This window comes from Salinibacterium sp. 10G20-15 (genome assembly GCF_057365065.1).
In genome coordinates this window covers 592,152-610,266 of record NZ_CP195118.1, presented here as the reverse complement: position 1 = coordinate 610,266, position 18,115 = coordinate 592,152, and the positions used below count along the sequence as shown (strand labels likewise).

Genomic DNA, 18,115 nt, shown 5'->3' with positions numbered 1-18,115 from the left:
CGCCGACGATGACACAGTACATACTGTCGATTGACCAAGGGACGACGAGCTCACGCTCGATCATCTTCGATCACGATGCGCGTATCGTTTCGAGCGGTCAGCTTGAACACGAACAGATTTTCCCTCGTGCTGGCTGGGTCGAACACGACCCGATGGAGATCTGGGACAACGTTCGAGAGACCGTGGGGTTGTCGCTCTCACGCGCCAACCTGACCTACCAAGACATCGCTGCGGTTGGCATCACCAATCAGCGTGAAACCACCGTGGTGTGGAACAAGAAGACAGGTATTCCTGTCACGAACGCGATTGTGTGGCAAGACACGCGCACCCAGCATCTCATCACCGAGCTTGCTGGCTCCGAGGGTCTCGACAAGTACAAGGCCATCACAGGCCTGCCGCTCGCGCCGTATTTTGCTGGCCCCAAAGTCACGTGGATTTTGCGCTACGTCGACGGTGCTCAAGAAGCCGCAGATCGCGGCGAGCTGCTCTTCGGCACGATCGACACCTGGCTGCTCTGGAACCTCACCGGCGGTGTCGATGGGGGAGTGCACGCGACCGATGTGACCAACGCCTCCCGCACGATGCTCATGGATCTCGACACTCTCCAGTGGCGCGAAGACATCGCCGCAGACATGGGTATTCCGATGTCGATGCTGCCCGAGATCCGCTCCTCCAGTGAGGTGTTCGGCCGCTGCCGCGATCACGGTTCGCTGCCCGGAGTGCCCATCGCAGGCATCCTCGGCGACCAGCAGGCGGCCACCTTCGGCCAGGCCTGCTTCAGCGAAGGAATGGCCAAAAACACGTACGGTACCGGCAACTTCTTGCTCCTGAACACCGGCAACAAGCGCGTTCACAGTAACAACGGCCTGCTCACCACGGTCTGCTACAAGATTGGTGACGCCGCCCCCGTGTACGCGCTTGAGGGTTCGATCGCCGTCACCGGATCGCTCATCCAGTGGCTACGCGACAACCTCGGTATGTTCTCCGACGCCCCTGACGTCGAGCGCCTCGCTCTCGAAGTCGACGACAACGGTGGCGCCTACTTTGTACCCGCCTTCTCCGGACTTTTCGCTCCCTACTGGCGACCGGACGCTCGGGGAGCTCTTCTTGGGCTCACCCGTTACGTCACCAAGAACCACATCGCTCGCGCAGCGCTCGAAGCCACCGCGTACCAAACGCGCGAGGTCATGGACGCCATGAATGCGGATGCCGGAGTCGATCTTGCCGAGCTCCGTGTTGACGGCGGCATGGTGGCCAACGAACTTCTCATGCAGTTTCAGGCTGATCAACTGGGTGTGGATGTCATCCGCCCCCGCATCACCGAAACCACCGCTCTCGGTGCGGCATTTGCCGCCGGCATCGCGGTCGAGTTTTGGGGCAGCGAGCACGACGTGCTCTCGACCTGGAACGAAGACAAGAGGTGGAAGCCGCAAATGGCTCGCCTTGAGAGAGATCAGCTTTACCGCAACTGGAAGAAAGCGGTAACCAAGACCATGGGCTGGGTTGATGAGGACGTGGAGACCTGATCTGCCTGCCAAAACCCATGACGGGCGTGCTGTCAGTCGCGTCCATAACCACACAGCAATCGATACCCACGAAGGGGTAGGGAATCAATGAAAACCTCATTAGTAAAGAGGAACAGCTTTTGGCTCGTTCTCTCGCTAGTCATGATGTTGGTCACATCCATCGGTGCGTCCATCGTTCAAACCGGTGCAGGCTCCATCAGCGTGAAGGACATGCGCTGGGAGACCTCGTCGGGTCAGATGATGAGCGCGCTGCTCTTTAAGCCGGACACGGCAACCGTCGACAACAAGGTTCCGGCCATCGTGGTGAGCCACGGTTGGTGGAACAACCGCGAAATGCAAGACGCCAACTATGTTGAGCTTGCACGTCGCGGCTACGTTGTCGTCTCAATCGACATGTACGGTCACGGAAACTCCTCGCCGTTGACTCCTGACGTGACGCTCGGCGGAACCGGTATGTACGACGCGGTAAAGCTCGTCGCCGACTTCCCCTACGTTGACACCGACAAGATTGGTGTCAGTGGTCACTCCAACGGTGCGCGCGCAGCAAACTTCTCGACCGTTCTCGACAACGCCGCTGACGAACAGCTGATCTCCGCCATCCTGCTCGTCGACAACGACGCTGTCTACACGGATGCCGAAGCTGAAAACGCGTACTTCAACCTCTACGGTGCCCGCGATGTCGGAATCGTTGCTGACCAGTACGACGAGTTCTTCTTCCGCAGCTACAGCCCCGAGGGTGAAGTTCTGACCCCACCGCGCGAGTACATCGGAACCCCGAACGCACAGTCGTTCCTCCACTTCGGTGCAAACCCGGAAGAGGTCTCCTCTGACGTTCGCGAAGCGAGCGAGTTCTACTCCGAGACTGTCGACGGCGAGCAGGCTCTGCGCGTTGTTTACACGCCAGCAGAGAACCACCCGTGGGGAACCATCTCCAAGACGACAGTCGGCAGCCAGATCGAGTTCTTCCAAGAAGCATTCGGCGCTCCCAACGAAATCGCACCGGGCTCGCAAATCTGGCAGGTTAAGGAAACCTTCACACTCATCGGGCTGATCGGTTTCGGAATCTTCCTGCTCGCCTTCACGCGTGCACTGCTTACCACCCGTGCCTTCGCGGCACTGCGCACTCCTGCCGCCGCAGTGGTTCCCGCGACCCGCAAGGGCCTCGCGTGGTTCTGGGGCGGACTGGTTGTTTCGGCAATCATCTCCGGGTGGAGCTGGTTGATTCTGGCAAACACCCCGTGGGTGGGCGCCATCGCCTTCAACGCTGTTCAGTTCTTTATGCCGCAGGGAGCAGTGTTCTTTGTCTCCTTCTGGGCCGCAGTCAACGCGATCGCTGCGATCATCATCATGGTGATCTCGTACCTCGTCTTCGGACGCAAGAACGGTCTCGACCTTCGCGCCTCCGGAGTGTTGCCTGGCTGGAAGAAGTTCTTCCACGGAATCGGTCTCGGCCTGGTTGTCGTTGTGGCCGCCTACGCGATCGTCTTCGTTCTTGACTACTTCTTCAAGACGGACTTCCGCTGGTGGGTCGTCGCGGTCAAGGCCTTCACTCCTGACAAGGTTGGCATCGCGCTGATGTACCTGCCCCTTTTCGGCATCTACTTCGTTGCGAACTCGGTTGCGATCAACGCCTTCAACCGCTTCTCCATCCGCGGCAAGGAGTGGATCAACACGGCGCTGCTCGCGTTCTTCAACGCCCTGGCACCCATCGTTCTCGTCGTTGCTCAGTACACCAACTTCTTCACCACGGGGTACACGATCGACGGCTTCGGCGGAATCTTCAGCATCTGGCTCTACCCGGTCATCCTCATCCTGGCCGTGACCGCAGTCATCTCGCGCAAGATCTACCGTGAGACGAACAACCCGTACATCGCCGGCTTCATCAACGCGGCAATCGTTACCCTCATTTCGGTATCGAACACGCTCACCGCAGCGTAAGTACACCCTCTCCGATCACCTGATCGGCTCCAGCAGCGCCCCGGTCTTCATCTCGACCGGGGCGCTGTTGTGTGCGGCGCGACTCGGTCTGGCTCGCCTCGACCGGGAGCCGCGCATCCGCCCACCGCCATCTGGCGGGTACCTACCTCGGAATCGTGGAATAGCGGATCCCCGGCTACGGTTTTGCCTACAGACGCGATCGGCGTCTCAGCGAAAGGGAGCTCGTGAATCAGCAGGTTCAGTTTGGACTCGGCACATTTGGCGACGTCACGGTAGACGACAACGGTGCGCCGCTCAGTCAGGCGCAGGTCATCCGCAATGTGGTGGCCGAGGGAGTGCTGGCCGACAAGCTCGGCATCGATTACTTCGGTGTGGGCGAGCACCACCGCGACGACTTTGCGATCACGGCTCCCGAGACAGTCTTGGGCGCGCTTGCTACCGCAACCACGAACATCCAGCTGGGCTCGGCCGTCACGGTCTTGAGCTCGGATGACCCCGTGCGCGTCTACGAACGCTTTGCCACCGTGGATGCTCTGTCGAACGGCCGTGCGGAGATCATTCTCGGTCGCGGCTCGTTCACCGAGTCGTTTCCGCTCTTCGGCTACAACCTCGCCGACTACGAAACGCTGTTCTCCGAGAAGCTCGACCTGTTCTCCGAACTCATTAAGGAAGAGCCCGTTACGTGGTCGGGCACTTTGCGCGCCGGCCTGGAGAACCAAGAAGTTTTCCCGCGCACCGAATCTGGCTCGCTCACAACCTGGATCGGCGTCGGCGGAAGCCCCGAATCTGTTGTGCGCGCCGCCCGCTACGGTATGCCGTTGGTGCTGGCCATCATCGGCGGCCAGCCCGAACGGTTCGCTCCCTACGCGCAGCTGTTCCGCAACGCCTTGGCCGAGTTGGGACAACCCGACCTGCCCATCGCTGTTCACTCGCCCGGCTACATCACCGACTCCGATGACAAGGTCGTCGAGGAGATGTGGCCGCACTACAAGACCATGCGTGACCGGATCGGTCGCGACCGCGGCTGGCCCGAGTCGAGCGTCGATGAGTTCATCGGCGAAGTGAAGCACGGCTCCATGTACGCCGGATCGCCGGAGACCGTGGCGCAGAAGATAGCGAACACTATCTCTGCCCTCGGCATCCAGCGATTCGACATGAAGTACAGCGCAGGAACCCTGCCTCACGAGCGCATGATGCGCAGTATTGAGTTGTACGCCACCGAGGTCATTCCCCGAGTGCGGGAGTTGCTGGCAGAGAAGGTCTAGTCGGTCTTCGGCTCCTCGGCAGTAGTGGTGGTGGTTGCGTCGGCGTGTGCCGTCGTTGTCTCAACCGGGGTCTTCTCAACCGGGGCGGATGTCGCAGCCGGTGCTGCGGAGGTCGAACGTCGGCCTGAACGCAGTGCCGTTCGCACGATCACTACGATGACACCGCCGATGATCGCGAGAAGAACGAGCCACGGCAGCAGCACTCCGAGCAGTACGAGAAGGCCGGAGAAGAAGGCAACGAGCCCGGCCCAGCCGGCAGCGAGACCGTCAAGGAACGTGTTCGGTTCGGTGCTGGGGGCATCCGCTTCGGAAACGAGGTTGAGGGTGAGTGTTGACATTGCAACCTGGTCATCGAAGTACCGCTTCTGTGATTTCAGGCTCTCGAGTTCCCCCTGGCGGCTAGAGATTGCGGTCTCCAGTTGGATCAACGTTTCGGTGTCGCTTGCCTTCGTGAGCAGAGCGAGCAAACGGTCGACCGACGCTTCGAGAGCCGTGATGCGCGCTTCCAGATCGCGCGACTGCATCGTGACGTCCTGGGCGTTGGTGGAGACCTCTTGCAGTTCTCCCAGCTCCTTGAACTTGTCGAGCGTGGCGGTGAGGTCGGATGCCGGAATACGCAGTGTGAGGGTGGAGCTGCCGCGATTGCTTTCTGACGGTGCGTACTCGCTGCGGCTATCGACACGGCCCCCCACAGATTCGGTGATGCGGATTGCTTCGGCGGTGGCCTCATCGGGGCTCACTACCGTTACGGCCATGTAGCCCGTAGTGATGACGTCGCGGCTGAGGTCAGACTCATTCGCGAGAGTACCGTCGGCGGCGGGCGCGCCAAGTTCTTGAGCGTCGCCCGACGTGCCGGACCGCCCCTCGATGGCCTCATCAACGAGATACTCCGTCGACTCGCTTGTTGAGTGGTCGTTCATCCCGGCGGAACAGCCCGAGAGAACGAGTGCGGAAAGTGCCAGTGCTGTGGTGATTGTTAGTGTGCGCCTCATATTTTCAATGTAGGACTGCCGGATGCGGAAAAACTACCCAACGTTTGTCACGATTTGAGCGTCACCACCGGATCGTTATCGTTTGTGAGTTCCGTGCACCGTGGGCGTGAGCTTGACGTTTTCTGAAAGCACACTTGAGGTTCTATGCAAAACTCGATGCGGCTGGCAGCCCGCGGATATCGTGAAATGGTACCTCACAGCGAGGCACTGAAAGACACGGATTACTTACACAAGGAGGAATCATGGGTCTCATCGATAACGCAAAGGATGCAGGCGAAGCCACCGCAAAGAAGGTCGGAGAATTCGTCGACGACACCAAGGAGCGCGTCAGTGATGCGGCCGACCAGGCGGAGGCCGATGCCGAGGTAAAGAAGGCAGAAGCCGACCTCGAGCGTGCAAAAGCCGAGAGCGAAGCCACCGAAGCGAAGAACGAGTACAAAGAGAACCTTCGCTAAATTGGTTCGCTCACTCAGCATCCACCGGTCTGGGGCTGGGATACTGAGCACATGGGTTTATGGGCGGAGTTTCGACGGTGGGTTACCCCTTCGAAGGCACCGCTGCTGAATATCGCTGCAGATGACGGCGAAGGTCCCGTGATTATTTTTCTTCATGGAATCGCCTCATCTGCGGCGACGTTCGCCCACGTCATCCCGCAGCTCTCGGATCATTACCGCTGCATCTCGTTCGATCTGCTCGGCTTTGGAGAATCGCCGAGCCCTGTGGATGCCACCTTCACGATCGAAGAGCACGTTGATTCCATCCGTGCGACGATCAATTCGCTCAAGCTCGACGCCCCTTTTATTCTCGTGGGGCACTCGCTTGGCAGCCTTCTCGCTGCGCGTTACACGGCGATGCACCCCAGCAAGGTAAGCCGTCTGGTTCTGGTGAGCCCACCCATCTACGTGCCGCCGAACCAGATCGGCGATCCGCTCGTGCGTGCCCGCGTCGGTGCTTACATGCGGGCCTACGAGTTCTTGCGCGACAACAAAGATTTCACGATGGCGACCGTCGACACTCTGCGCCGCCTCTTTCAGCTCGAAGAGATTCTCGACGTCTCCGAGCGCAACTGGCAGGCCTTCGTGATGAGCCTCAAGAACTGCATCGAAACCCAGACAACCGTGAGCGACATCGCCTCCGTGCGGGTGCCGATCGACGTCGTGTACGGTTCCCTCGACCAGTTCATCGCACCCGGAACGATGCGCATCGTCGGGCAGATGCGGCATGTGACGATGCATCGCGTCGAAGCGAACGACCACCTCGTGCGCAAACGACTGGCCAAGCGACTGGTCTCTGTGATCGACAGCGGCGCCGAATTGGCGCAGATCGCCCGCTAGCCGCGAGCGGTTCCCCGCGCGAGCGGCAGGAGTAGCGTGGAGCCAACGGAGGGAACTCTCATGGCCCAGCAACTCGACACCACCGTCTGCATCGCCGGGGGAGGCCCGGCCGGAATCGTCGCCGGGCTCATTTTGGCTCGCGCTGGCATCGATGTTGTCGTCCTCGAAAAGCATGCCGACTTCTTGCGCGACTTTCGCGGCGACACCGTTCACCCGTCCACGCTGAATCTGCTCGACCAGGTCGGCTTGGGCGAGGCGGCAGCGAAGATCGACCACAGCGAGCTTTCCGTCCTCGATGCGGTGATTGACGGCATCCGGCTTCGTGCCGTTGACTTCACGGTACTGCCGGGGCCACACCGCTACGTGACGCTCATGCCGCAGTGGGATTTACTGAACATGCTGGCGGAAGAAGCCCAGCGGCAACTATCATTTCGCCTGGTGCTCGAGGCCACAGCCCATTCGAAAATTCAGGAGAACGGGCGCGTGGTCGGAATCGAAGCGACGACGCCCGACGGGCCGCTTCGCGTCAACGCAGCGCTCTCAGTGGCGGCTGATGGGCGCGCTTCAGCCGTGCGCGATGCCCTCGGCTTAGTGCCGGCAGACTATGGCGTTCCCATTGATGTGCTGTGGTTTAGGGTGCCGCGCCCCACGAAACCGATGCGCGACACTCTCGCTAACATCCGGGGTGGTTCGGCTCTCGTCACGATCCCGCGACCTGGCTATTTTCAGTGCGGGCTTCTCATTCGAAAAGGCAGTTTTCCTGAATTTCAGAAGGCGGGCATCGAAGCGTTCCGCAACAAGATTGCGGCGACCGCACCACGCCTACGCGACGTGACCCACGAGATCGCGAGCTTCGACGACGTGAAACTGCTGTCGGTGCAAATAAATCGTCTGCCTGAATGGTCGGTGCCGGGCGCGCTCTGTATTGGCGATGCCGCCCACGCGATGTCGCCCGCATTCGGCGTGGGCATCAACTACGCGATTCAAGACGCCGTGGCCCTCGCGAATACTCTCGTTCCCGTGCTGCGAAAGAAGGGGGTGGATGCCGCAGCAATCGATGCTGCATGCGCCGCCGTGCAGCGTCGCCGCACCCTGCCCACGGTGCTCATGCAGCGCATGCAACGCGTAGCGCACCGGCTCATCAATCGCGCCACGAGTGGAGTCGTTCTGCACAACCCACCGCGCCTGCGCGAACGCTTCGTGATCGCGGTGGTGTTGCCGCGCGTGCGCCCGATTGTGGCGCGAATCGTGGGCTACGGCTTCCGGCCGGAACGCATCGCTCCGGGCATCCTAAAGCCGCGCGCCTAGGTCGAACCGGGCCCACGTCAGCCAGAGGTCAACCTCTGCTGTCCGAGCGCCCTAGCGCCCGCGGGCTTAGTACGTCTCGAGCACCATCGTGACGGCCCAGACAACGCTGGCGCCGATGAGGGCGGCGAAGACGAGGAGCCAGAATACCGAGGGAATGCCGGTGCGCTTGAAGAGGAGGTAGGCGTCGGAGGTGCTCAGCTGGTCGCGGCGGCGAGTGTGAACACCGATCACGGTGGCGAGGCCGCGCACGCTTCCCACGAGTAGGGCGATCGCGATCACGAGGAGCACGTAGCTCTGCTGTTCGGGCGTTGCCCACACCCAGAGCGCGGCGCTCGCGGCGGCGGAAACGGCCACGACAAGGAAGCCGAAGAGGTTGCGAATCACGAGCAGCGTGAGCACGAGGATGATGCCGCCGATGAACAGCGCCATGGCGGTGTAGCCCTGGGTGACACACCAGAGTTGCACGGCTCCGACGATGGCCGGCGCGGGATAGCCGAGCGATCCGCTGATCACGGAGCCCAGTGTGCCGCGGCCACTACTGACAGCCTCACCGGAGTGGTTCATCCGAATCTTCATGCCGTGCACGAAGCGACCGGTGAGAATCGCGCCGACAGCATGGCCGAGCTCGTGCACGAGGGTCGTGAAGAGGCCGAACCATTTCCAGATCGGCTGCGGGATGCTCAGAACGGCCGCTGCGGCCACGATCACGATCAGCAGAGTCGGCGAGACGTCGACCGGGGTCGTGCGGGCGAGGGAGTCGAGAAGGGCATCCATTCGGGAATTGTCTCACCTCGAAGCCACGAGTGAGGCCTTTTTAGGACTCCCACGCCGCGTCGAGATCGTTCATAGAAAGTCCATAGAGTTCTCGGGCTCAATGGGGACCAGCGTGAAAGCACGACCACACTTCGTAACAACTTTGGAGCCTCGCAATGAGCCAACTCACCATGATCGCCCTCGACCTTGTCGCCGTCGGTCTTCTCACTTTCGCTCTGTACTTTGCGCGCCACCGCCGCCGCGACCTGCTCGTCGCCTACCTCATCGTGAACGTCGGTGTGATGGCCGTTACGGTCATGCTGGCCGATAGCGCCGTCGGTGTTGGCCTCGGTCTCGGCCTGTTCGGAGTCCTCTCGATCATCCGCCTCCGTTCCTCGGAGATCGCGCAGCACGAAGTGGCGTACTACTTCGCCTCCCTTGCCCTCGGTCTCATCGCGGGTCTCGGTGCTGCCGGCAACGCCAGCGAATCCACCTCACTGGTCTCGGTTTACGTCGCCCCGGCGCTCATGGCCATGATCGTGCTCGTGATGACCTTCGGCGACCACCCGCGACTATTCCGCGCCTACCGCCAACAGACGGTGACGCTGGATGCCGCGATCGCCGACGAGCCCACCCTGCGTGTGCGTCTCGAAAACTTGCTGGGCGCTCGCGTTCACTCGCTCACGGTCGTCAAGCTCGACCTCGTCAACGACACGACGGTGGTGGATGTTCGCTACCGCCTCGTTGAGGGTGCGCGCTCGGCCCGGAACACCGCAACCGCTGCGCCCGCCGCCGCTAACGGTGCGCACGACAGCCTTGAGGCAGCACAGCGATGAACACGCCAAACACCACTCGCTTCGCATCCATCTCGCTCGAGGAGCTGGCCGAACGCGCCTCGCTACTGACGCGGGTCGACCGTAAGTACCTCGTGCCGGCATCCGACCTGGAAGCACTGCTCGCCGAGCTCGAGTCTCAGGCTCGGGTGCTCGAGATCAACGGGCAGCAGCACTTCGACTACGAGTCGGTGTACTTCGATACTCCGGAGGCGGCGAGCTACCTGTTGGCCGCGCATCCGCGACGCCGTCGCTTCAAGGCTCGCACTCGCAGCTATCTGGACACGGGGGATTGCTACCTCGAAGTGAAGACGAAGGGCTCGCGCGGCACGACCGCCAAGCAGCGCCTGCCGTACAGCTTTGACGAGCGCGACCGTCTCACGGTCGAGGGTCGCGAGTACATCGACGAACTACTGCAGGATGCCTCGGTGGTCGGTATCGACTCCGACGCCATGGAGCCGGTGCTCACGACGCGCTACACCCGCACGACTCTGTTTTTGCCGGGAAGCGGCAGCCGGTGCACGATTGACAGTGCTCTCGCCTGGGAGTGCGACGACGACGCGCTCCGCTTTGACGACACTGTCATTGTCGAAACCAAGTCGTCGGGCCAGGCAAGCGAGGTCGACCGCCTTCTCTGGAAGATGGGGCACCGCCCGGATCGCATCTCCAAGTTTGCGACCGGCCTTGCCGCCCTTCGCCCAGAACTGCCGCACAACCGGTGGTCGCGGGTGCTCCGTCAACACTTCGCTCCGGCGCTCGAGAGCGTCGCTGCCTAGGCGCCACAAGTTCGTCGCCCGTTCGTGACTGCCCTCACGGACGGGCGACGTTTGTTGCGTGGTCGAACTTTGTCGCCGCGGAGGCGTAGCGTTGAGTCATGGACATTCGCACTCTGGGCCGCACCGGCCGTTCTGTTTCCGCAATCGGTCTTGGCACGTGGCAGTTGGGCGCCGACTGGGGTGACGTCAGTGAGGCGGATGCCCGCAGCGTGCTCGATACCGCGGTGGACGGCGGCGTCACCTTCTTCGATACCGCCGACGTCTACGGTGACGGTCGCAGCGAAAAGTTCATTGGCAGCTACCTCGCCGATCGCCCCGAACTCGAGATCACCGTCGCGACCAAGATGGGCCGCCGCGAAGCACAAGATCCCAGCAACTTCACCCTCGCCAAGTTTCGCGAGTGGACAGACCGCTCCCGCCAGAACCTCGGCGTTGACACTCTCGACCTCGTGCAGTTGCACTGCCCGCCCACCGCAGTCTTCGGCATGGACCGTGTCTTCGATGACCTCGACACGCTCGTCGCCGAGGGCGCGATCGCTGCCTACGGCGTGAGCGTGGAGACCGCGGATGAGGCGCTCGCCGCGATCGCGCGACCGAACGTCGCGAGCGTGCAAATCATCCTCAACGCCTTCCGCCTCAAGCCGCTGGATGCCGTACTGCCAGCCGCGCTCGACGCCGGTGTAGGAATTATCGCCCGCGTTCCGCTGGCCTCTGGTTTGCTCAGTGGCAAGTACCGCGTTGACACCACGTTCGCGGAAAACGACCACCGCACGTACAACCGCAACGGCGAAGCGTTCGACGTGGGCGAGACCTTCTCCGGCGTCGACTTTGAGACCGGTGTTGCCGCGGCTCAGGAGTTCGCGGCGCTCCTCGCCGCTGAGCCTGCCGTCGCCGACTTCTCGACCCCGCAGGTTGCACTCGCGTGGGTCGCTCAGCAGCCCGGCGTGAGCTCGGTGATTCCGGGAGCACGCAACGTGGCTCAGGCTCAGTCCAACGCCGGTGCCGGCGAAGTGCCTGCCTTGAGCGAGGGCTTCATGGCCGGGGTGCGCGACATTTACGATCGCCACTTCCGTGCTGCCGTGCATCCACGCTGGTAATCCCACACGGTTCGAGCGACCGCGTCATGCCTCTGAGGGCTGGGACGCGGGCGTCTTTCGCGATGGCTGCTGGCGTACGACTTGCTGGTGCAGGACTTGCGTGCAGGGTCGCTGTTTGTGGACGCTACTGGCGCAGGGTGCTGATCGGTTCAGTGTCGGGGATGGGGCTCGCATCTTTGCCGCGCAGGTCGGGGTGCCAGCCGCGCAGCAGCGTCGGTACGAGAACTCCGAGGGCAGCAATGACGGTCGCTGCCCAGAAGCCACCGATGGGGCCATAGGCGTCGATGAGGAATCCGGCGACGGCCGAGCCAAGCGCGGCACCGATGAGCTGGCCGGTGCCGACCCATCCGTAGGCCTCAGCGGTGTCGCTGAACTTCACGCTGGCGGAGACGATGGCGAAGATCACGGCGAACGCAGGAGCAATACCAATACCGGCGATGAGCAGCATGATGGCCAGCCACCAGAAGTCGAGGTAGATCATCGCCAACGCCATGCCCACGAACACGATGAACATGCGGCGTGCGAGAGCCCACGGCCCAATGGGGAGGTGCCCCAGGAGTAATCCACCGAAGAGGGAACCGATGGCCCAGATGCCGAGCACGATACCGGCCTGCGGGCCGCCGTGCCCGAAAACCGCAACGACGGATGCTTCGACTGCCGAAGCGGCACCCACGAGCAGGAAGCCCGTGATGGTCGCGAGCAATACGGGCGGACGGCGCAGCACGGTTCCGAAGGAACGCTTGCTGCGTGGGATGCGAACCTGGCCGACTTCGGGGCTAGCGATGAACCAGGCGCCACCGGCGATGAGGAAGCTTCCCGCCACCAGGATCGCGAGTGTTGTCGAAATCTGCACGGCCAGGAACGTCGCAGCAACGGGGCCCGCAACCCAAATGATCTCCTGGGCAGAGGCATCTAGGGAGAAGAGCGGCGTCAACTGCTTAGAGTTCACCATCTTTGGGTAGATCGTGCGCACGGCGGGCTGAACTGGGGGGTTACTCAAGCCAGCGATGAGGCCGACAATCATGAACATGCCAACGCTCATCGGTACGAGAGCGATCGCAAAGATCGAAACAGAACACACGGTAAGCGTGAGGATGAGAACTTTGCGCATTCCCCACACGCCCATCCAGCGGCTCGTTAGAGGGCCGGCTACGGCTTGGCCAACACTCGTGGCAGCGAGAACGAGGCCGGCCGCGCCATACGAATCATGAATCTGTTCGACGTGAAGAAGAATCGCCAGGGAGAGCATTCCGCTCGGAAGCCGGGCGGTGAGTTGCGCGGCAATAATTCGGGCGATGCCCGGTGTTTTCAACAGGTCGATGTATGCGTTCACAAGAACTCCAGCTTAGCTGTCGAAATGGGCCAATTCTCGGCGAATAGGGGCCGGATTTCTGCGGGTTTTAGGGGTGTCAGTGGTTATCCCTAGGCTGTGGAAAACCCCGCGAAGTTATGCACACCTGTGGATGACACGCCCACTACATCTAGGGTTGGCGGCCGGTGGCACCCACGATATATAGTGGTGGAACCGCTTGGCCGGGGGTCGCGGTTTTGAGTGTTTTACGGGGATTTTAGGGAGTATTTGTGGCAATCACAGTCGTCAAGCGCAACGGTCAGCGAGAGCCGTACGACGCGAACAAGATCAACATCGCGATCGAAGAAGCCGCAGCTGGCCTCGACGAGAACATCACCTGGGTTACTCAGATCGCTTCTGAACTCGAACTGACGCTGTTCGATGGAATCACCACGCAGCAGCTCGACGAAGCCGTCATCCAAGTTGCCCTCCAGAACGTTAAAGACGACCCGGCGTTCGATACCGTTGCCGCTCGGCTCCTCCTCAAGACCATTTACAAGCGCGTGCTTGGCGACTACACCGACGCTGCTGACCTCAAGCGCCTGCACAAAGAGCACTTCGCCACCAACGTCACCCGTGGCGTCGACGAGGGACTCCTCGACCCTCGCCTCACGAGCATGTTCGACTTGGATGCTCTCGCCGAGCACCTTGAGCCCGCTCACGACGAGCTGCTCAAGTACATCGGTGTTGTCACGCTCAACAACCGCTACGGCATCAAGGGTCGCAACGGTGATGCCCTCGAGGTGCCGCAGTACTTCTGGATGCGCATCGCGATGGGTCTCTCGCTCAACGAAGCGAACCCCAACGAGGCAGCACTCAAGTTCTACGAGAAGATGTCTAGCCTTGAATACTTGGCTGCCGGCTCCACTCTCGTGAACGCGGGAACGATCTACCCGCAGCTCGCCAACTGCTTCGTCATGGAAATGCAAGACGACATGGAGCACATCGCCAAGACCACGCGCGATGTCATGTGGCTCACCAAGGGCACCGGCGGAATTGGTCTTTCGGTCACCAAACTGCGCGCTCAGGGCTCGCCTATTCGCTCCAACAACACCACGTCCACCGGTCCCATCCCGTTCATGCACACGATCGACTCGATCCTTCGTGCCGTGAGCCGTGGTGGCAAGAAGTTCGGTGCGCTGTGCTTCTACATGGAGAACTGGCACATGGACTTCCCGGAGTTCCTTGAACTTCGCAGCAACTCCGGCGACCCCTACCGTCGCACCCGCACCGCCAACACGGCCGTGTGGATCAGTGATGAATTCATGAAGCGCGTTCAGAACGACGAGCCGTGGTACCTCTTCGACCCGCTCGAAGTCGCTGACCTCAACGAGCTCTATGGCAAGGCATTCTCCGAGCGCTACAACGAATATGTTGCCAAGGCCGAAGCCGGCGAAATGAACATGTTCAAGAAAATCGGTGCTCGCGAGCAGTTCAAGTCGATCCTCATTTCGCTGCAGACCACCAGCCACCCGTGGCTGACCTGGAAAGACACGATCAACAACCGTGCGCTCAACAACAACACGGGCACGATCCACCTCTCCAACCTCTGCACCGAAATCACGCTGCCGCAGGACGAAGACAACGTCTCTGTGTGCAACCTCGCGTCGATCAACCTCTCGCGTCATCTTCTGCCCGAAGGCGGCGTTGACTTCGTGAAGATCGCCGAAAGCGCCCGATTGGCCGTTCGCCAGCTCGACAACCTCATCGACATCACGCGCTCCAGCGTGAAAGAAGCTGACTTCTCCAACGAGCAGAACCGCGCCGTCGGTCTTGGGGTCATGGGATTCACCGACATCATCGAGAAGCTCGGCTACAGCTACGAGAGCGAAGAGGCCTACGACCTCATCGACGAGATCATGGAGCACGTCTCGTATGCCGCCATCGACGCCAGCACTGAACTGGCCAAGGAACGTGGCTCGTACACGAACTTCGAAGGCAGCCGCTGGTCAGAGGGCCTCGTGCCCCTCGACTCCATCGCGCTCACCGAAGCCGACCGTGGCGTGGAAGTTAAGGTCAATCGCACGACGCGTCTCGACTGGGATGCCATGCGCGAGAAGGTCAAGGGCGGAATGCGTAACGCGACGCTCATGGCGATCGCTCCCACCGCATCCATTGGTCTTGTCGCCGGCACCACGCCCGGTCTCGACCCGCAGTTCTCGCAGATCTTCAGCCGCTCGACCTCGAACGGTAAGTTCCTCGAAGTGAACCGCAACCTCGTTGCGACTCTGCAAGAAAAGGGCCTCTGGGAGCAGAACCGCGAAGCGATTCTGCGTAGCCAGGGTGACGTGCAAAACGTTGCAGGCATCCCCGACGAGGTGAAGGCCGTGTTCAAGACGAGCTTCCAGCTCTCGCCGTACGCGTTCCTTGAAGTTGCCGCTCGTGCCCAGAAGTGGATCGACCAGGCCATCAGCCGCAACATGTACCTCGAGACGCGTGACCTCGGCGACATGATGGACATCTACTTCGACGCCTGGTCGCGCGGAGTCAAGACCACGTACTACCTGCACATGAAGCCTCGCCACCAGGCCGAGCAGTCCACGGTGAAGGTCAACAAGGCAGAAGAAATTTCGTCGTCCAAGGCTGCAACGGCCTCGACATCCACATCAACCGCGGGCGCAGCTCCCGCACGCCGAGGTTTCGGCGGATTCGCAAAGAAGGCAGAGTAATTATGAACCGCGAAAACACCGTTGAGGACTACTTCGTACCGGTCGACCCGATGGACGACCTGCAGTGCGACAGCTGCCAGTAAGGGCAGCCACTCACTAACCTCTCCCGGAGAACACGACACCACACCGTCGTGTTCCCCATCACACCCATCGAGCACCAATCGAGAAAGAAGAAGTCACCGGAATGGGAATTCTAGGTACAGGCCTACAAGACGGCCTCCTGCTGAAGCCAATTAAGTACCAATGGGCTATGGACCTGTACGACCAGGCCGTGGCTAACACCTGGTTCCCTAACGAGATCCAGCTGGGCGAAGACATCGCCGACTTCAAGAAGATGACTGATGAAGAGCGTCACGCGGTGACCTTCCTCATGAGCTACTTCAACCCGAATGAGCTGCTCGTCAACAAGGCACTCGCCTTCGGCGTATACCCCTACGTTTCTGCCGCAGAATGCTCGCTGTACCTCGCGAAGCAAATGTGGGAAGAAGCTAATCACTGCATGAGCTTCGAGTACGTTCTCGAAACCTTCCCCATTGACCGCGAAGCGGCCTATAACTCTCATGTTGATGTGCCGTCCATGGCGCGCAAAGAAGAGTTCGAGATGAAGTACATCCGTCGCATGACGGAGCAAACTCTCGACATCAACACCATCGAGGGCAAGCAAGACTTCATCCGCAACCTCGTGGCCTACAACGTGGTTCTTGAAGGCATCTGGTTCTACTCGGGCTTCATGGTTGCCCTGTCGTTCCGTCAGCGCAACCTGCTGCGCAACTTTGGTTCGCTCATGGACTGGGTTGTTCGCGACGAGAGTCTGCACCTCAAGTTCGGCATCAACCTGATCCTTACGGTGCTCGAAGAGAATCCTGAGCTTCAGACTGAAGAGTTCGCTGACGAAATTCGCCAGATGATCTTGGATGCTGTGGAGATGGAAGAGGCCTACAACCACGACTTGCTCCCCGGTGGCATCCTCGGCCTCAACGCCAACTACATCAACCAGTACGTGAAGTACCTGGCTGACCGTCGCCTCGAAGAGCTCGGCTTCGAGCCGCACTACAAGGTCTCGAACCCGGCCAAGTGGATGGCAACAGCCAACGACACTCTTGAGCTCGTGAACTTCTTTGAGTCGACCAACACCTCGTACGAGGCCAATGCGTCGGCAACCACCAAAGCAAAAGCGGAGTGAGCCTGACCGTTGAGTGGGTCGACTGGCTCGACCCACGAGCGGTAAACCAGCGTGAACTGATGACGGTCGAGACGACGGCGATGTATGCCGATCGTCAGGCCGCCCTCGATGAAGCAGGCCGCGACGCAGTGAATGCTGCGTTGACGGTCGCGCCCGAGGACATCAGTCACACGCTGTTGGTGCTCGATGGCGAGACCGTCATCGGTCACGCCGCGCTTCGTCCTTTCGGGCAATCGCTCGAAGTGAAGAAAGTCTTCGTTGATGCGCGTCATCGAGGTAAGGGTGCTGCCCGCCGCCTCATGAACGAACTCGAGGCGGTCGCGCGTGAAGCATCCGCTCGCTCGCTCGTTCTTCAGACGGGTCACGCTCAATTGCCCGCCATGGCGCTCTATGAGAGCCTCGGCTACACGCACGTCGAGGCTTTTGGCGAGTACGCCAACATCCCGTTCGGCATTTGCTACGAGAAAACCCTGTAGTTCATTCAGCTACGCCCTCTAAGCTGCACCGGATGGGGGATACCCTTCGTCCACTTAACTCGAAACAATTGCACTGTGAGACTTTTCCGGCGGCGCCCGCGCCTTAACTTGGGCAAATTTACGGCGCCCGAGCCGGTAGAGGAAGCACCCATCGAACGCGTCGTCGAAGAGGGTGTTCTTATCGCGCGCAATGCGGTGCGCATGGCGGTCAAGAACCGCATCATTGTCGACGCCGCGCGCGACCACCTCGACTACGACGACGGTGCGCTTGCGGGCCTCGTGCACGTGGAGTTCGACCACCTGGCCGATCAAGCCGAGCGCCTGCTCAAGGTCACGCGCACCGAGCGCAACCGCGCTGTTCAAGAGGGCCTCACCGAGGGACTTCGGCAAGCATCCATGGATGGCGAGTTGATCTCGAACATCATCGACGAAGCACGCGAACTCGCTTGGAGTGAAATCGGCACCGCGATCATCGCAAAGCTGCGCGATGCCTACCTACCCGAGGCCGATCCGCAGTACGAAAAGAACCGCGAAACCCGGCTGCGCGAGCTGCGCAACATCAACCTCGCCGAACTACAGGCAGCCAACGAAGCCGAGTACTGATGGTTACGGGG

General features: G+C 61.0%; 16 protein-coding genes. 13 read left to right on the top strand and 3 right to left on the bottom strand.

The features are described 5' to 3' along the window. Positions 1 to 8: 8 nt before the first annotated feature. The 3 genes from glpK to ACR3YK_RS02850 all read left to right on the top strand — a co-directional run bounded on the left by glpK (position 9) and on the right by ACR3YK_RS02850 (position 4,729). Positions 9 to 1,526 (top strand): glycerol kinase GlpK, encoded by a 1,518-nt coding sequence (gene glpK / locus ACR3YK_RS02860; RefSeq protein WP_486175736.1) that lies wholly within the window; start codon positions 9 to 11, stop codon positions 1,524 to 1,526. A gap of 141 nt (positions 1,527 to 1,667) precedes the next feature. Next, positions 1,668 to 3,464 carry an alpha/beta hydrolase family protein gene (locus ACR3YK_RS02855; RefSeq protein WP_486175735.1) on the top strand — a complete coding sequence of 599 codons (1,797 nt, stop codon included), beginning with the start codon at positions 1,668 to 1,670 and terminating at the stop codon, positions 3,462 to 3,464. A 224-nt stretch (positions 3,465 to 3,688) separates the two neighbouring features. After that, positions 3,689 to 4,729, top strand: coding sequence for an LLM class flavin-dependent oxidoreductase (locus ACR3YK_RS02850; protein WP_486175734.1), 1,041 nt, complete (start codon positions 3,689 to 3,691; stop codon positions 4,727 to 4,729). Here ACR3YK_RS02850 and ACR3YK_RS02845 read toward each other — a convergent pair. Further along, positions 4,726 to 5,721, bottom strand: a complete 996-nt coding sequence (locus ACR3YK_RS02845; RefSeq protein ID WP_486175733.1) for a DUF4349 domain-containing protein — start codon at positions 5,719 to 5,721, stop codon at positions 4,726 to 4,728. The two genes, ACR3YK_RS02850 and ACR3YK_RS02845, sit on opposite strands and share 4 nt — an antisense overlap. A gap of 242 nt (positions 5,722 to 5,963) precedes the next feature. Between ACR3YK_RS02845 and ACR3YK_RS02840 the strand changes: the two genes are divergently transcribed. From ACR3YK_RS02840 to ACR3YK_RS02830, 3 genes are read left to right on the top strand one after another with little or no spacing between them, the layout of a single operon-like run. Beyond that, entirely contained in the window at positions 5,964 to 6,176 is a 213-nt protein-coding gene (locus tag ACR3YK_RS02840; protein WP_100389586.1) for a hypothetical protein, read from the top strand. Positions 6,177 to 6,227: 51 nt separating this feature from the next. Continuing rightward, a complete protein-coding gene (locus ACR3YK_RS02835) occupies positions 6,228 to 7,055 on the top strand; it encodes an alpha/beta fold hydrolase (RefSeq protein WP_486175732.1) in 828 nt (275 codons plus the stop codon). Positions 7,056 to 7,115: 60 nt separating this feature from the next. Next, positions 7,116 to 8,363 (top strand): FAD-dependent oxidoreductase, encoded by a 1,248-nt coding sequence (locus tag ACR3YK_RS02830; protein ID WP_486175731.1) that lies wholly within the window; start codon positions 7,116 to 7,118, stop codon positions 8,361 to 8,363. A 66-nt stretch (positions 8,364 to 8,429) separates the two neighbouring features. On the opposite strand, the gene ACR3YK_RS02825 is transcribed toward ACR3YK_RS02830, so the two are convergent. After that, entirely contained in the window at positions 8,430 to 9,137 is a 708-nt protein-coding gene (locus tag ACR3YK_RS02825) for a M50 family metallopeptidase (RefSeq protein WP_486175730.1), read from the bottom strand. Positions 9,138 to 9,292: 155 nt separating this feature from the next. Between ACR3YK_RS02825 and ACR3YK_RS02820 the strand changes: the two genes are divergently transcribed. From ACR3YK_RS02820 to ACR3YK_RS02810, 3 genes are all read left to right on the top strand, one after another. Then, positions 9,293 to 9,952 carry a DUF4956 domain-containing protein gene (locus ACR3YK_RS02820; RefSeq protein ID WP_486175729.1) on the top strand — a complete coding sequence of 220 codons (660 nt, stop codon included), beginning with the start codon at positions 9,293 to 9,295 and terminating at the stop codon, positions 9,950 to 9,952. After that, positions 9,949 to 10,725: a VTC domain-containing protein gene (locus ACR3YK_RS02815; RefSeq protein WP_486175728.1), complete on the top strand. Its 777-nt coding sequence runs from the start codon at positions 9,949 to 9,951 to the stop codon at positions 10,723 to 10,725. Before ACR3YK_RS02820 ends, ACR3YK_RS02815 begins: the two co-directional genes overlap by 4 nt. Before the next feature lie 98 nt (positions 10,726 to 10,823). Then, a complete protein-coding gene (locus ACR3YK_RS02810) occupies positions 10,824 to 11,822 on the top strand; it encodes an aldo/keto reductase (protein WP_486175727.1) in 999 nt (332 codons plus the stop codon). 124 nt (positions 11,823 to 11,946) lie between these two features. Here ACR3YK_RS02810 and ACR3YK_RS02805 read toward each other — a convergent pair whose 3' ends face one another. Continuing rightward, the gene (locus ACR3YK_RS02805; RefSeq protein ID WP_486175726.1) at positions 11,947 to 13,155 is read right to left on the bottom strand and encodes an MFS transporter; all 1,209 of its coding nucleotides are present in this window, start codon (positions 13,153 to 13,155) and stop codon (positions 11,947 to 11,949) included. Between the two features lie 248 nt (positions 13,156 to 13,403). Between ACR3YK_RS02805 and ACR3YK_RS02800 the strand changes: the two genes are divergently transcribed. The 4 genes from ACR3YK_RS02800 to ACR3YK_RS02785 all read left to right on the top strand — a co-directional run bounded on the left by ACR3YK_RS02800 (position 13,404) and on the right by ACR3YK_RS02785 (position 18,104). Beyond that, positions 13,404 to 15,842: a ribonucleoside-diphosphate reductase subunit alpha gene (locus tag ACR3YK_RS02800; protein ID WP_486175725.1), complete on the top strand. Its 2,439-nt coding sequence runs from the start codon at positions 13,404 to 13,406 to the stop codon at positions 15,840 to 15,842. A gap of 184 nt (positions 15,843 to 16,026) precedes the next feature. Further along, entirely contained in the window at positions 16,027 to 17,025 is a 999-nt protein-coding gene (locus ACR3YK_RS02795) for a ribonucleotide-diphosphate reductase subunit beta (protein WP_486175724.1), read from the top strand. After that, positions 17,022 to 17,501, top strand: a complete 480-nt coding sequence (locus ACR3YK_RS02790) for a GNAT family N-acetyltransferase (protein ID WP_486175723.1) — start codon at positions 17,022 to 17,024, stop codon at positions 17,499 to 17,501. Before ACR3YK_RS02795 ends, ACR3YK_RS02790 begins: the two co-directional genes overlap by 4 nt. 75 nt (positions 17,502 to 17,576) lie before the next feature. Beyond that, positions 17,577 to 18,104: a hypothetical protein gene (locus ACR3YK_RS02785; RefSeq protein WP_486175722.1), complete on the top strand. Its 528-nt coding sequence runs from the start codon at positions 17,577 to 17,579 to the stop codon at positions 18,102 to 18,104. The last annotated feature ends 11 nt before the right edge of the window (positions 18,105 to 18,115 follow it).

Coding starts and splice junctions, on each gene's coding strand:
- glpK (WP_486175736.1), top strand. CDS start 9: ATGACACAGTACATACTGTCGATTGACCAAGGGACGACGAGCTCACGC.
- ACR3YK_RS02855 (WP_486175735.1), top strand. CDS start 1,668: ATGATGTTGGTCACATCCATCGGTGCGTCCATCGTTCAAACCGGTGCA.
- ACR3YK_RS02845 (WP_486175733.1), bottom strand. CDS start 5,721: ATGAGGCGCACACTAACAATCACCACAGCACTGGCACTTTCCGCACTC.
- ACR3YK_RS02840 (WP_100389586.1), top strand. CDS start 5,964: ATGGGTCTCATCGATAACGCAAAGGATGCAGGCGAAGCCACCGCAAAG.
- ACR3YK_RS02835 (WP_486175732.1), top strand. CDS start 6,228: ATGGGTTTATGGGCGGAGTTTCGACGGTGGGTTACCCCTTCGAAGGCA.
- ACR3YK_RS02830 (WP_486175731.1), top strand. CDS start 7,116: ATGGCCCAGCAACTCGACACCACCGTCTGCATCGCCGGGGGAGGCCCG.
- ACR3YK_RS02825 (WP_486175730.1), bottom strand. CDS start 9,137: ATGGATGCCCTTCTCGACTCCCTCGCCCGCACGACCCCGGTCGACGTC.
- ACR3YK_RS02820 (WP_486175729.1), top strand. CDS start 9,293: ATGAGCCAACTCACCATGATCGCCCTCGACCTTGTCGCCGTCGGTCTT.
- ACR3YK_RS02815 (WP_486175728.1), top strand. CDS start 9,949: ATGAACACGCCAAACACCACTCGCTTCGCATCCATCTCGCTCGAGGAG.
- ACR3YK_RS02810 (WP_486175727.1), top strand. CDS start 10,824: ATGGACATTCGCACTCTGGGCCGCACCGGCCGTTCTGTTTCCGCAATC.
- ACR3YK_RS02795 (WP_486175724.1), top strand. CDS start 16,027: ATGGGAATTCTAGGTACAGGCCTACAAGACGGCCTCCTGCTGAAGCCA.